A 13,343-nucleotide genomic window follows, 5' to 3' on the forward strand; every position below is an offset into this window, starting at 1 on the left:
ATTCCTGAATAACTATTTCAAGCGATAGTAAAGCTCGCGGTAAGACTTCGCCGCGACCTGCCAGCTAAAATCCATCGCCATCGCTTGCCGTTGCACAAACCGCCAGAGCGAAGGTCGCGACCACAACACAAAAGCACGGCGGATCGCCCGCAGCAGTGACCAGGCGTTGCTGTCCTCAAATACAAACCCGCTGGCGATACCGTCAGCCAGGTTTTCCAGCGAACTGTCAGACACCGTATCCGCAAGACCGCCGGTGCGCCGCACCAGCGGCAGGGTGCCGTATTTCAGGCCATACAGCTGCGTTAAGCCGCACGGCTCAAAGCGGCTCGGCACCAGAATCACGTCCGCACCGCCCATAATACGGTGCGAGAAGGCTTCGTGATAGCCAATCTGCACCCCCACCTGGCCGGGATGCTCCGCCGCCGCCGCGAGAAAGCCCTCCTGCAACACCGGATCGCCCGCGCCGAGCAGCGCCAGTTGCCCACCCTGCTCCAGTAAGCCTGGCAGCGCCTCCAGCACCAGGTCCAGCCCTTTCTGACTGGTCAGACGGCTGACGACGGCGAACAGCGGCACTTTATCGTTGACCTTCAGCCCCATCGCAATCTGCAGCTGGCGCTTGTTCTCGGCCTTCTCTTCCAGCGAGTCCCGCGAGTAGCGCGAGGCCAGCAAAAGGTCCGTTTCCGGACTCCATATTTTTTCATCCACGCCGTTCAGCACGCCGGAAAGGCGTCCTTCGCGGTGGCGCTGTTGCAGCAGCCCTTCCATACCGTAGGCGAACTGCGGTTCGGTAATCTCCCGCGCATAGGTCGGGCTCACCGCCGTAATATGGTCGGCATAATACAGACCGGCCTTCAGGAAGGAGATCTGTCCGTTGAACTCCAGCCCATGCATATTGAAAAACGACCAGGGCAACTGGATCTCATTCATATGCTGTGCATAAAACATGCCCTGATACGCCAGGTTGTGGACGGTAAAGACCGACCTCGCCGGACGCCCGCGCGCCGCCAGATAGGCCGGCGTCAGGCCAGCGTGCCAGTCGTGCGCGTGCACCACGTCAGGGCGCCAGAATGGGTCAAGGCCGCAGGCCATTTCACATCCTACCCACCCGAGCAGCGCAAAGCGCAGCACGTTGTCGGTATAGGCGTACAGGTTGGTATCGTGATACGGACTCCCCGGACGATCGTAGAGGTGCGGGGCGTCAATCAGGTAGATCCCCACCCCGTTGTAATGCCCGAACAGCAGGCTGATTTTACCCGCGAAGGTGTCGCGCCGCGTGACCACCTGCGCATCGGTAATGCCGCGCCGAAGGTCAGGAAACGCGGGCAACAGGACGCGCGCATCCACGCCATCCGCAATTTGCGCCGCAGGTAACGCGCCTAATACATCTGCCAGACCACCTGTTTTAAGCAGGGGGAACATCTCCGAACATACGTGTAAAACCTGCATTATCGCTCCTGTTTGACGTGCAGTTTGCGCAACATGTCGCGCGTAACTAAAACAATGCCTTCTTCGGATCGGTAGAAGCGACGGGCATCTTCTTCAGCGTTTTCGCCAATCACCATCCCTTCAGGAATAACGCAGGCACGATCGATAATGCACCGGCGCAGGCGGCATGAGCGCCCCACCCAGACTTCCGGCAGTAACACCGCCGAATCAATATTACAGAATGAATTGACCCGCACGCGCGGGAACAGGACGGACTGCACCACCACCGAGCCGGAAATAATACAGCCGCCGGAAACCAGCGAGTTCAGGGTCATACCGTGGCTGCCGGAGCGATCCTGAACGAACTTCGCAGGCGGTAAGGACTCCATATGGGTGCGAATCGGCCAGTTCTGGTCGTACATATCCAGCTCCGGCGTGACCGAGGCCAGATCGAGGTTAGCTTTCCAGTACGCCTCAAGCGTCCCGACATCGCGCCAGTAGGGTTCCGATTCCGGATCGGACTGCACGCAGGAGAGCGGGAAAGGATGCGCCCAGGCCATACCGGCTTTGGTGACGGCCGGAATAATATCTTTACCGAAGTCGTGGCTTGAGGCGTCGTTAGCGTCGTCCTGTTCCAGCAGTTCGTACAAATATTCGGCGTCGAAAATATAGATCCCCATACTGGCGAGGGATTTGGTGGCGTCGCCCGGCATCGCTGGCGGGTTCGCCGGTTTTTCAACGAACTCAATGACCTTGTCGTGTTCGTCCACCGCCATCACGCCGAAGGCGCTGGCTTCCTCAATGGGCACCGGCATACAGGCCACGGTACAGCGCGCGCCCTTCTCCACGTGGTCGATAAGCATACGCGAGTAGTCCTGCTTATAGATGTGGTCGCCGGCGAGGATCACCACATATTCCGCTTTATAGCGGCGGATAATGTCAAGGTTTTGCGTCACGGCATCGGCGGTGCCGCGATACCAGTTTTCTCCCTGCATACGCTGCTGAGCGGGCAGCAGATCGACGAACTCGTTCATCTCTTCGCTGAAAAACGACCAGCCGCGCTGAATATGCTGAACCAGGGTATGTGACTGATATTGCGTAATTACGCCGATGCGACGGATCCCGGAGTTAAGACAGTTTGATAAGGCAAAATCGATAATGCGGAATTTACCGCCAAAGTGAACGGCCGGTTTAGCGCGCTTGTTGGTTAAATCTTTCAGACGTGTGCCACGTCCACCCGCCAGGATCAGGGCAACAGACTTCAGCGGCAACTGGCGCGCCAACATTAAACGGTCGTTCTTCTCTAAACTCACCATGACTAACTCCTTTTTTATCCTCTCTGGAACACACACAGTCCATGCGCAGGTCCCGGCCAGACAGCCGTAATCACCGGATTATCCTCACCGGCAAATGGGGGAACGGCACGCCATTCCCCTTCGGGTAATACAATTTCTGCAACGTCAGGCGTGGCATTAATGGTGATAAGAAAACGGTCCGACAGCAGGATTTGCATCAGCCTGACGCCGTTTTGCCACTCATTTGCGCTTAATGGCTGCGCGTAGCGATTCAGCCAGCGCACATTGCCATCTCCCTCTTCCCACCACCGATCCGCCACCAGCGCAGGAATTTGCTGACGCAGATGAATCAGGGCAGCGGTAAACTCCGTTAAGCCGTCGCTTGCCTGCGACCAGTCCAGCCAGGTCAGCGCATTGTCCTGGCAGTAGGCGTTATTATTGCCATGCTGGCTGTGACCATGTTCATCGCCAGCCAGCAGCATCGGCGTCCCCTGAGAGAGCAGCAGCGTCGTCAGCAGGGCATGAACGCTGTCGCGCCGACGCTCAACCACTTCCAGCGTGCCGCCTAACCCTTCTTTACCATGATTATTGCTATGGTTATTGTCGGTTCCGTCCCGATTTTCCTCTCCGTTTGCCTCATTGTGTTTCTGGTTGAAACAAACGCAGTCCCTGAGCGTGAATCCATCATGGGCAGTCACCAGATTGACCGACGCGCCGGGCTGGCGTCCGCTGCGTTTAAACACATCGCTGGAGGCGGCAAAACGGCTGGCGAACTCGCCGAGCGTCACATTTTGCTGCAACCAGAAGCGGCGCATGGCATCGCGAAAGTGGTCGTTCCACTCGGCAAACGGCGGCGGAAAATTGCCGACCTGATATCCGCCCTCGCCGATATCCCACGGTTCGGCAATCAGCTTCACGCCGGAGAGCAGCGGACAATTTTTGATCGCCGTAAACAGCGGCGCGTCCTGACGAAACGCGGGGGTCCGCCCCATTACCGACGCCAGATCAAAACGAAAACCATCAACGTGACAGGTTTCCACCCAGTAGCGCAGGCATTCGCAGGCGTACTCCACTACCTGAGGATGACTCAGGTTCAGGGTGTTGCCGCAGCCGGTCCAGTTGTGGTAATCGCCATCGTCCCTTATCCAATAATAGCTACGGTTGTCGATTCCGCGCAGAGAGAAGAGAGGTCCGTCCAGATCCAGCTCAGCGCTGTGGTTCAGCACGATATCGAGAATGACCTCGATACCGGCTTTGTGCAGCGCTTTCACCGCATCGCGAAACTCGTCGAGCGCCGTTTCGGGCGAACAGGCGTATGCCGGATGCAGCGCAAACAGCGCCACCGGGTTGTAGCCCCAGTAGTTAGAGAGTCCCAGGCGCTGTAACCGCGGTTCGCTGGCGAAATGCGCCACCGGCAGCAGCTCCAGCGCGGTGATCCCCAGGCGCTTAAAGTAAGCAATCATCACCGGATGACCGAGCGCCCTCCAGGTACCGCGAATTTCCGCCGGAATCTGCGGATGCAGACAGGTTAAGCCTTTGACGTGAGCCTCATAGATGACGGTGTTGCCCCACGGCGTGCGCGGCGGCGTATCGTCCTCCCAGTCATACCGATCGGCAGTGACCACGCATTTCGGCGCAATGGCGGCGTTATCGCGATGATCCGGTTCGTCATAGCCAGCATGGAACAGCGGATTATCAGTAAAATCACCGTCAACGCGCCGCGCGCAGGGGTCAATCAGCAGCTTCGCCGGATTAAAAAGATGCCCCTGCGCGGGCGACCACGGACCATGCACGCGATAGCCGTAGCGCAAACCGGGACGCGCGCCGGGTAAATAGCCGTGCCAGATATCCCCGCTGCGCGCGGGCAAGTCGTAGCGCTGCTCGTTGCCCTGCGCGTCAAACACGCACAGCTCAACGCGCCCGGCATGGGCGGAAAACAGCGTGAAGTTCACGCCGCTTCCGTCATACGTGGCGCCGAGAGGCGTGGCGTTCCCCGTCGCCAGTTGGCTCATTCCCCCTCCCGGACCAGCCAGATGGTCGCCAGCGGCGGCAGCGACAGGCTCAGCGACTGCGGGCGTCCGTGGCTGGCGATGTCGTCGGTTTGCACCACGCCGCCGTTGCCCGCATTGCTGCCGTGATAGTGCATTGAGTCGGTATTGAGGATTTCGCGCCATTTACCCGGCTGATTGACGCCAAAGCGATAGTCGTGGCGCGGCACCGGGGTGAAGTTGCTGGCGACGATAATTTCATTGCCGACCTTATCGCGACGCACAAAAATCAGCACCGAGCGTTCGTTGTCATCCACCACCAGCCATTCGAAGCCATACGGGTCGAAGTCAAGTTCATGCAGCGCTTTATGGTGGCGATAGGTGAGGTTAAGGTCGCGTACCAGACGCTGGACGCCGTGGTGCCAGTTGTCGCCGCCTTCCAGCAGGTGCCAGTCGAGACTGCTATCGTGGTTCCACTCGCGCCCCTGGGCGAACTCGTTGCCCATAAACAGCAGCTTCTTGCCGGGGAACGCCCACATCCAGCCATAATAGGCGCGCAGGTTGGCGAACTTCTGCCAGGCGTCGCCCGGCATACGGTCGAGAATCGATTTCTTGCCGTGGACCACTTCGTCATGCGACAGCGGCAGCACAAAGTTCTCGGTATAGTTGTAGAGCATCCCGAAGGTCAGCTTACCGTGATGGTACTGGCGATAAACCGGGTCCAGCTTCATATAATCCAGGGTGTCGTGCATCCAGCCAAGATTCCACTTGTACCAGAAGCCTAAGCCGCCCGACTCCTGCGGGCGGGAAACGCCGGCAAAGTCGGTGGACTCTTCCGCCATCGTCACCGCGCCGGACGTCTGTTCGCCAAGGATGCGGTTGGTGTTGCGTAAAAATTCGATCGCTTCGAGGTTCTCGCGCCCGCCGAATTCGTTCGGGATCCACTCGCCCTCTTTGCGGCTGTAGTCGCGGTAAATCATCGACGCCACCGCATCCACGCGCAGGGCGTCAATGCCGAAGCGCTCAATCCAGTACAGGGCGTTGCCGACCAGGTAGTTGCTGACCTCGCGGCGACCATAGTTATAGATCAGCGTGTTCCAGTCCTGGTGATAGCCTTCCCGCGGGTCGCTGTGCTCGTACAGCTTCGTGCCGTCGAATTCCGCCAGCCCGAAATCATCTGACGGAAAGTGCCCCGGCACCCAATCGAGAATGACGTTCAGCCCGGCATGATGCGCGGCGTGAATGAAATAGAGGAAGTCATCGCGGGTGCCGAAGCGGCGGGTCGGCGCGTACAGGCCGGTAGGCTGATAGCCCCAGCTGCCGTCGAACGGGTGCTCGTTAACCGGCAGCAGTTCGATATGGGTAAAGCCCATCCACTTAACGTAGGGGATAAGCTGGTCCGCCAGTTCGCGATAGCTCAACCAGAAGTTGTTGTCGGTATGACGACGCCAGGAGCCGAGATGCACCTCATAAATGGAGATGGGCGCATCAAACTGGTTGGCTTTTTTACGCTCCTCGGTTTGTTCGACTTTTTCCGGCAGTCCGCAAATCAGCGAGGCGGTATCCGGGCGCATCTGCGCTTCGAACGCGTAAGGATCGGCTTTTACGCGCAGATTGCCGTTGGCGTCGATCATCTCATATTTATACAGCTGACCGTTTTGCGCGCCGGGGATAAACAGCTCCCAGATGCCGCTCTCCTGGCGCAGGCGCATCGGGTGGCGGCGACCGTCCCAGTAGTTGAATTGCCCGACCACCGAGACACGACGGGCATTCGGCGCCCAGACGGAAAAACGGGTGCCGGTCACGCCATCCATCGTGTCCGCATGCGCGCCGAGCGTCTCATACGGGCGCAGATGGGTGCCTTCCGACAGCAGCCAGGCATCCATCTCCTGAATCAATGGGCCAAAGCGGTAGGGATCGTCAATCAGGTTCTGCTGACCATGCCAGATCACCGCAAGCTGATAGCGAAAAGGATTTTTACGACGCGGCAATACGCCGCTGAAGAAACCGCGCGAGTCGAGGCATTCAAGCTTGCCGACTTTACGTCCGGTTTTCGGTTCAATGACCCACACTTCCGTGGCGTCAGGTAACAGGGCGCGGACTTCAAGTCCGGCGGGGGTCTGGTGCATTCCGAGTACGGAAAAAGGATCCGCAAAATGGCCTGCGATAAGCGCATTAATCACGTCTCTATCGATACGAACGGACATGGTTGTCTTCCTGTTGTACGGCCTCTCTTCACCGCTACCCAGGGCAACGGCTGGAGACGCTTTTTTTAACTTTTAACAGCGCAGCACAAAAGTGCATCCTCTCTGCGCCGTCCTGGCTTCAGGCAACGCCTTCATACCTCTCCGGTATCAGCGCACCCTTAAAGAATAGCCAACGCTTTCATTAACTCCTGTGAAAAAATGAAACATCTGCGATTACTCCTGTATAGCGCATAAAAAAGGGTGACTCCGCACCCTGGATAACACTTTGGCAAATTTTTGCGAAGATTCCGAAAACCGGTTCAGCGACCACCATCGCCGGTCTCCCGTAGGCCCGATAAGCGAAGCGCCATCGGGCAGCTCGCCCTTACGCCAGCTGGCGCAGCATCCGGCGTAGCGGTTCCGCCGCGCCCCACAGCAGCTGGTCGCCGACGGTAAAGGCTGACAGATACTCCGGTCCCATATTGAGTTTGCGCAGACGCCCCACCGGCGTGGTCAGCGTGCCGGTAACCGCCGCCGGGGTCAGCTCGCGCATGGTGATCTCCCGATCGTTTGGCACCACTTTCGCCCACGGATTATGCGTCGCCAGCAGCTCTTCCACGGTCGGAATGGACACATCTTTTTTCAATTTAATGGTGAAAGCCTGGCTGTGGCAGCGCAGCGCGCCGATGCGCACGCACAGTCCATCAACCGGGATCGCGGAAGCGGTGTTGAGAATCTTGTTGGTTTCCGCCTGGCCCTTCCACTCTTCGCGGCTTTGACCGTTGTCGAGCTGTTTGTCGATCCACGGGATCAGACTACCGGCCAGCGGTACGCCAAAGTTATCCACCGGCAGATCGCCGCTGCGGGTCAGGTGGGTTACTTTGCGTTCAATGTCGAGGATTGCTGAGGCAGGGGTCGCCAGTTCATCCGCCACGTGGTTATGCAACTGGCCCATCTGGTTGAGCAGTTCGCGCATATGGCGCGCGCCGCCGCCGGAAGCCGCCTGGTAAGTAGCAACGGATACCCACTCCACCAGATCGTTGGCAAACAGACCGCCCAGCGACATCAGCATCAGGCTGACGGTACAGTTGCCCCCAACGAAGGTTTTGATGCCTCTGTTCAGACCATCGTTGATAACGTTCTGGTTAACCGGATCGAGAATAATGATGGCGTCGTCTTTCATGCGCAGCGAGGAGGCGGCGTCAATCCAGTAGCCCTGCCACCCGCTTTCACGAAGCTTTGGGTAGATTTCGTTGGTATAATCGCCGCCCTGGCAGGTCACAATAATATCAAGCGCCTTCAGGGCCTCAAGATCGAATGCGTCCTGTAGCGTGCCGGTAGCGCCGCCGAACGTCGGCGCAGCCTGTCCCAGTTGAGACGTCGAAAAGAAAACAGGGCGAATGGCGTCGAAGTCGCGCTCTTCAACCATGCGTTGCATGAGAACAGAGCCGACCATACCGCGCCAGCCAATAAAACCAACATTTTTCATAGCGTTTTTTTCCTGCAGAGATGTGTGCTGTGTATGCTAACCAGTCTCCTGGTGGCTTATCCTTCACCATACAAAAAGCAGCCAAAGTCGCAAGTGAAATTAATCAATGATAACGACGCCATCAGTAATGCGACTTATCCCGCTACATACGCAAGCAGAAAGTCCACGGCAATTATCCGGAAATTTGAGTTATGAATGAAATTATATCAGCGGCAGTTTTATTGATTTTGATTATGGATCCGCTCGGAAATCTGCCCATTTTCATGTCCGTACTGAAGCATACCGAACCCAAACGCCGCCGGGCGATTATGGTTCGCGAGCTGTTTATTGCGCTGCTGCTGATGCTGATTTTTCTTTTCGCGGGCGAGAAAATTCTGGCGTTTCTTAACCTGCGCGCCGAAACGGTATCCATCTCCGGCGGCATTATTCTGTTTCTGATCGCCATAAAGATGATTTTCCCCAGCGCGTCGGGCAACAGCGCGGGTTTACCGGCGGGCGAGGAGCCGTTTATCGTGCCGTTGGCGATCCCGCTGGTGGCCGGGCCGACTATCCTGGCGACGCTGATGCTGCTGTCGCATCAGTACCCTAACCAGATGGGGCATCTGGTGATCGCCCTGCTGCTGGCCTGGGGCGGCACTTTTGCCATCCTGATGCAGTCGTCGCTGTTCCTGCGCCTGCTCGGCGAGAAAGGCGTTAACGCGCTGGAGCGCCTGATGGGGTTGATCCTGGTGATGATGGCGACCCAGATGTTCCTTGATGGCATCCGGATGTGGATGAAGGGGTAATAAAAAAGCCGGGTGGCGCTGACGCTTACCCGGCCTACGGTTTCCCTATGTGCATAACGTTGACCCGGCAAGCGCCACCGGCCTAGCGGGTGGCGTAGGCCGGATAAGGCGAAGCCGCCATCGGCCTTGTGGATGGTGTAGGCCGGATAAGGCGAAGCCGCCATCCGGCGATACGCCCGGTAAACGTAAGCGCCACCGGCCTAGCGGATGGCGTAGGCCGGATAAGGTGAAGCCGCCATCCGGCGATGTGCCTGCCAATCAACTCAACAGCTGGAAGGCAATCATCCCGATAATCGCGCCGACGGTGCCGAGGATGGTTTCCATCATCGTCCAGGTCTTCAGCGTTTGCGCTTCGCTCGCGCCGGTGAATTTGCCGAACAGCCAGAAACCGGCATCGTTAACGTGGGAAACGACAATCGAACCACCCGCGATGCAGATTGACAGCGCCGCCATCTGCGCGCCGGAGAAGTTCAGTTGTTCAATGACCGGCGTCACCAGCCCTACCGCCGTCAGACAGGCCACGGTCGCGGAACCCTGAATGATACGCACCGCCGCCGCGAGCACGAAGCAGGTTATAGCAATCGGCAGGCCCATGCCGGTTAACGCTTCGCCCAGCGCCGGGCCGACGCCGGAATCCACCAGCACCTGCTTGAACACGCCGCCTGCACCGATCACCAGCAGAATAATCCCCGCCGGTTGCAGCGCGTGACCGCAGATCTCCATCACTTTGTCTTTCGGCATTCCCTGACGCATCGCCAGGCCATAAATCGCTACCAGGCACGCCACCAGGATCGCGGTGAACGGATGGCCGATAAACTCAAACCATTCATAAGCCGTTGAGCCTTCCGGCACGAAGCGCGCAGCGATGGTTTTCAGCCCCACCAGCACCAGCGGCAGCAGGATCAGCGCCAGGCTGAAGCCAAAGGAGGGCATTTTGCCTTCGCCCAAATGCGGTTCGGTAATGTCGTCGGGAATACGCAGCTCAACGTAGCGGCTGATAAAGTTGCCCCACAGCGGCCCGGCGATAATCATCCCCGGGATCGCCGCGCACAGGCCAATCAGGATCATCCAGCCAAAATCGGCGTGCATCTGCGAAGCCAGCAGCATCGGCGCAGGCCCCGGCAGCAGGAACGCCGCAGCCGCAGCCACCCCGGCAAACAGCGGGATCACCAGCTTCACCAGATTGGTGCCGGTATGGCGCGCCATTGAGAACGCAACGCTGATCAGCAGCACGATCGCCACTTCAAAGAACAGCGGCAGCGCGCAAATCAGGCCGGCCAGACCAATCGCGTAGTGCGCGCGACTGTGGCCAAAAGATTTCAGCATTTTGACGGCAATTTGATCGACCGCACCGGTTTCATGCAAAATTTTGCCGAACATAGCCCCTAACGCGACCACTATCGCCAGGAAGCCCAGCGTACCGCCCATCCCTTTTTCCATCGTCGCCGCGATTTTATCGAGCGGCATACCGGAAAAAAGACCTGCACCTATAGATACCACCATCAAAGCAACGAAGGCATGCATACGCGCCTTCATTACTAAAAACAGCAGCAGTAAAACCGAACCTACTGCTGTTAAAACAAGCGTTAATGTACTCAAAACTTACTGCCTTTTGTTAATAGCCTCAATGGTGCTCGCAACCACACCGTCCAGCGGCTGATCGATATCCACCACCAGCACGTCTGTTTCATCCGCACCCGGCTCCTGCAACGTATCGAACTGCGTCACCAGCATCTGGGTTTTAAAGAAGTGACCTTTACGCGCTTTCAGTCGGCTTTCAATGACGTCGAAATCGCCTTTCAGGTAGATGAAAGAGAGATTCGGATTTCCGTCGCGCAGGAGATCGCGATAGTGTTTTTTCAGCGCGGAACAGACGATCAGCGAAACCTTGTTGGTACGCTGCATGGCAAACGCGGCGTCGTTCAGCGCCTGCAGCCACGGCTTACGGTCATCATCATTCAGCGGTTCGCCAGAGGCCATTTTCTCAATATTGCGACGCGGATGAAGAAAATCGCCATCAAGAAACGCGGCATTAAGCTGATGCGCCACTTCGCTTGCAACGGCGGATTTGCCGCTGCCCGATACGCCCATCAGAACGTAAACGTGGTGATCATGGTTAGTCGTGCTCAAAGTGGTGCCCCCACAGTACAAGAATCAGGAATTGTTACGGGTAACTGTTATCGGTAACATTGTCCAGCCGTACCCTCCTGGAAGCAATGTTCAAACGTGCCAGAAGTGAATAAGTGTGAGCTAGCTCAAATTTGTTACGTTAAATAGATCCACCTGGTGACAAGGTGAAACCTAAATCTAACATTTTTGGCGTCACGCTTTCGCCACGGATCCGCGCCAGCAGACGCTCGGCGCCGATGCTGCCCATCCGCTCGCGCGGCGTCAGGACGCTGGCCAGGCGCGGTTCCATCACCTGACCGATATCGTGGCCGTGGAAACCGGCAATCGCCATATCACGCGGGATTGAAAGCCCCAGGCGCTGGCATTCAAACGCCGCGCCGACCGCCAGATCGTCGTTGGTGCAGAAAATACCGTCCAGCTGCGGGTATTCCCGGCGCGCCTGGCGAATGAGCTCAATCCCCGATGAATAGGAAGAAGACTGCTCTACCATCACACTGTAAGGCACCAGGCCCGCGTCCAGCATCGCCTGTTCATAACCCTTCTGTTTGATAATAGTTCGTTCGTCGAGACGCGCCCCGAGATAAGCGATATGACGATGCCCACGGGCAATAATCGCGGCGGTCATCTGGCGTGCGGCTTCAAAGTTGTCAAAGCCGACGGCAATATCCAGGCAGGGCGACTGACTGTCCATCAGTTCGACCACCGGAATGCCCGCCACTTCAATCATTTTCAGGGTGCGCGGAGTATGGGTGCGTTCGGTGAGAATCAGGCCGTCGATGTTCCAGGAGAGCATCGACTCCAGACGCTCCTGCTCCATCTCGGGCTTATAGCCGTAGTGCGCCAGCATGGTCTGGTAGCCGTGGGCATCCGTCACTGCTTCGATACCGCGCAGCACTTCCGCGAACACCTGGTTAGTTAATGACGGCAGCAGAACGCCAATCGCCCGGCTGGTGGCGTTAGAGAGAATATCAGGGGCGCGATTGGGAATGTAACCCAGTTCATCAAGTGCAGCGGCAATCTTGCCCCGTAGCGCAACGGAAACCTGCTCCGGGTTACGCAAAAAGCGACTGACCGTCATTTTGGTCACGCCTACGCGGTCGGCTACATCCTGAAGTACGGGTCTTTTCTTTTTCATCGTCCTGAAAGATATAAAAGGGATAGATTTTCCCAGTTTACCACGGACGTGCGGCAACCTTCCCGATTAGTCGGGAAGGTTGTGATATTTATTTATACCGGTGGTAAATCAAACAACAGCACTTCGCTGTTGCTGTCAGCATGGATCGAAATGGCTTGCTCATCCCAAATCGCCAGCCCGTCGCTGGTGGTCGCTCTGGTGCCGTTAATGGTCACTTCGCCTTTCACCACCTGGATCCAGACGCGGCGCTCCGCGGCAATCTGATGCACCGACTGCTCATCTTTCGCCAGCGCCCAGCGGTACAGTTCCATATCCTGGTACACTTTCAGCGAACCGTCGCGGGCATCCGGCGACAGCACCAGCTGTTTCCCCTGCGCGGCGTCGAAACGGCGCTGTTCATAACGCGGGGTGATGCCGGTTTTTTCCGGGATAATCCAGATCTGATACAGACGCAGACGATCCGTTTTGCTCGGGTTGTACTCCGAGTGACGCACCCCGGTTCCCGCGCTCATAATCTGGAATTCACCGGCGGGCACCTGCTCTTTATTGCCCATACTGTCCTGATGCTCTACAGCGCCTTCCAGCACGTAGGTCAGGATCTCCATGTCTTTATGTGGATGGGTGCCAAAGCCCTGGCCCGCGTCGATCACGTCATCGTTTATTACCCGCAGCGCCGAAAAGCCCATAAAGTTCGGGTCGTAATAATCGGCAAAAGAGAAGGTATGCCAGGAATCCAGCCAGCCGTGATTTGCATGGCCGCGGTCGTTTGCTTTGCGTAAGTAGATCATTGTGTTCACCCCCGTATGTTTTCGATGGGGTAAGTGTGGACTCAATCGCTCAGGGATCATAGAGGGTGAAAATTGACTCCTCTGTTCAAAAAATATGAACAAGTACAGAGGAGCCGCTCAGC

At 57.4% G+C, this 13,343-nt stretch carries 10 protein-coding genes; 1 reads left to right on the plus strand and 9 read right to left on the minus strand.

The annotated features are described in order from the left end of the window. Positions 1-12: 12 nt before the first annotated feature. The 5 genes from glgA to asd form a co-directional block, all read right to left on the minus strand. On the minus strand, positions 13-1,446 hold the full coding sequence (gene glgA / locus K7R23_RS04520; RefSeq protein ID WP_012908327.1) for a glycogen synthase GlgA: 1,434 nt from the start codon (positions 1,444-1,446) through the stop codon (positions 13-15). Beyond that, a complete protein-coding gene (glgC, locus tag K7R23_RS04525) occupies positions 1,446-2,741 on the minus strand; it encodes a glucose-1-phosphate adenylyltransferase (RefSeq protein ID WP_012908326.1) in 1,296 nt (431 codons plus the stop codon). The genes glgA and glgC overlap by 1 nt, the downstream gene beginning before the upstream one ends. Positions 2,742-2,755: 14 nt before the next feature. Further along, positions 2,756-4,732 (minus strand): glycogen debranching protein GlgX, encoded by a 1,977-nt coding sequence (glgX, locus tag K7R23_RS04530; protein ID WP_012908325.1) that lies wholly within the window; start codon positions 4,730-4,732, stop codon positions 2,756-2,758. Next, positions 4,729-6,915 carry a 1,4-alpha-glucan branching enzyme gene (gene glgB, locus K7R23_RS04535; protein ID WP_012908324.1) on the minus strand — a complete coding sequence of 729 codons (2,187 nt, stop codon included), beginning with the start codon at positions 6,913-6,915 and terminating at the stop codon, positions 4,729-4,731. Before glgB ends, glgX begins: the two co-directional genes overlap by 4 nt. 364 nt (positions 6,916-7,279) lie before the next feature. After that, positions 7,280-8,383, minus strand: coding sequence for an aspartate-semialdehyde dehydrogenase (gene asd / locus K7R23_RS04540; protein WP_012908323.1), 1,104 nt, complete (start codon positions 8,381-8,383; stop codon positions 7,280-7,282). Positions 8,384-8,574: 191 nt separating this feature from the next. Between asd and yhgN the strand changes: the two genes are divergently transcribed. Further along, positions 8,575-9,168, plus strand: a complete 594-nt coding sequence (yhgN, locus tag K7R23_RS04545; protein ID WP_012908322.1) for an NAAT family transporter YhgN — start codon at positions 8,575-8,577, stop codon at positions 9,166-9,168. Positions 9,169-9,426: 258 nt separating this feature from the next. Here the strand turns inward: yhgN and gntU are convergent, their stop codons facing one another. From gntU to K7R23_RS04565, 4 genes are all read right to left on the minus strand, one after another. Next, positions 9,427-10,767, minus strand: a complete 1,341-nt coding sequence (gene gntU, locus K7R23_RS04550) for a gluconate transporter (RefSeq protein WP_024133039.1) — start codon at positions 10,765-10,767, stop codon at positions 9,427-9,429. Between the two features lie 3 nt (positions 10,768-10,770). Then, positions 10,771-11,298, minus strand: a complete 528-nt coding sequence (gene gntK / locus K7R23_RS04555) for a gluconokinase (protein WP_012908320.1) — start codon at positions 11,296-11,298, stop codon at positions 10,771-10,773. Between the two features lie 139 nt (positions 11,299-11,437). Continuing rightward, on the minus strand, positions 11,438-12,433 hold the full coding sequence (gene gntR, locus K7R23_RS04560) for a gluconate operon transcriptional repressor GntR (protein ID WP_012908319.1): 996 nt from the start codon (positions 12,431-12,433) through the stop codon (positions 11,438-11,440). A 92-nt stretch (positions 12,434-12,525) separates the two neighbouring features. Then, entirely contained in the window at positions 12,526-13,221 is a 696-nt protein-coding gene (locus K7R23_RS04565; RefSeq protein WP_012908318.1) for a pirin family protein, read from the minus strand. Positions 13,222-13,343 lie beyond the last annotated feature (122 nt).

The organism is Citrobacter rodentium NBRC 105723 = DSM 16636, from assembly GCF_021278985.1.
GTDB lineage: Bacteria > Pseudomonadota > Gammaproteobacteria > Enterobacterales > Enterobacteriaceae > Citrobacter_A > Citrobacter_A rodentium.

What these genes read in the sequence shown, in the direction of transcription:
- glgA (WP_012908327.1), bottom strand. Translation starts at nt 1,446, where the DNA reads ATGCAGGTTTTACACGTATGTTCGGAGATGTTCCCCCTGCTTAAAACA.
- glgC (WP_012908326.1), bottom strand. Translation starts at nt 2,741, where the DNA reads ATGGTGAGTTTAGAGAAGAACGACCGTTTAATGTTGGCGCGCCAGTTG.
- glgX (WP_012908325.1), bottom strand. Translation starts at nt 4,732, where the DNA reads ATGAGCCAACTGGCGACGGGGAACGCCACGCCTCTCGGCGCCACGTAT.
- glgB (WP_012908324.1), bottom strand. Translation starts at nt 6,915, where the DNA reads ATGTCCGTTCGTATCGATAGAGACGTGATTAATGCGCTTATCGCAGGC.
- asd (WP_012908323.1), bottom strand. Translation starts at nt 8,383, where the DNA reads ATGAAAAATGTTGGTTTTATTGGCTGGCGCGGTATGGTCGGCTCTGTT.
- yhgN (WP_012908322.1), top strand. Translation starts at nt 8,575, where the DNA reads ATGAATGAAATTATATCAGCGGCAGTTTTATTGATTTTGATTATGGAT.
- gntR (WP_012908319.1), bottom strand. Translation starts at nt 12,433, where the DNA reads ATGAAAAAGAAAAGACCCGTACTTCAGGATGTAGCCGACCGCGTAGGC.
- K7R23_RS04565 (WP_012908318.1), bottom strand. Translation starts at nt 13,221, where the DNA reads ATGATCTACTTACGCAAAGCAAACGACCGCGGCCATGCAAATCACGGC.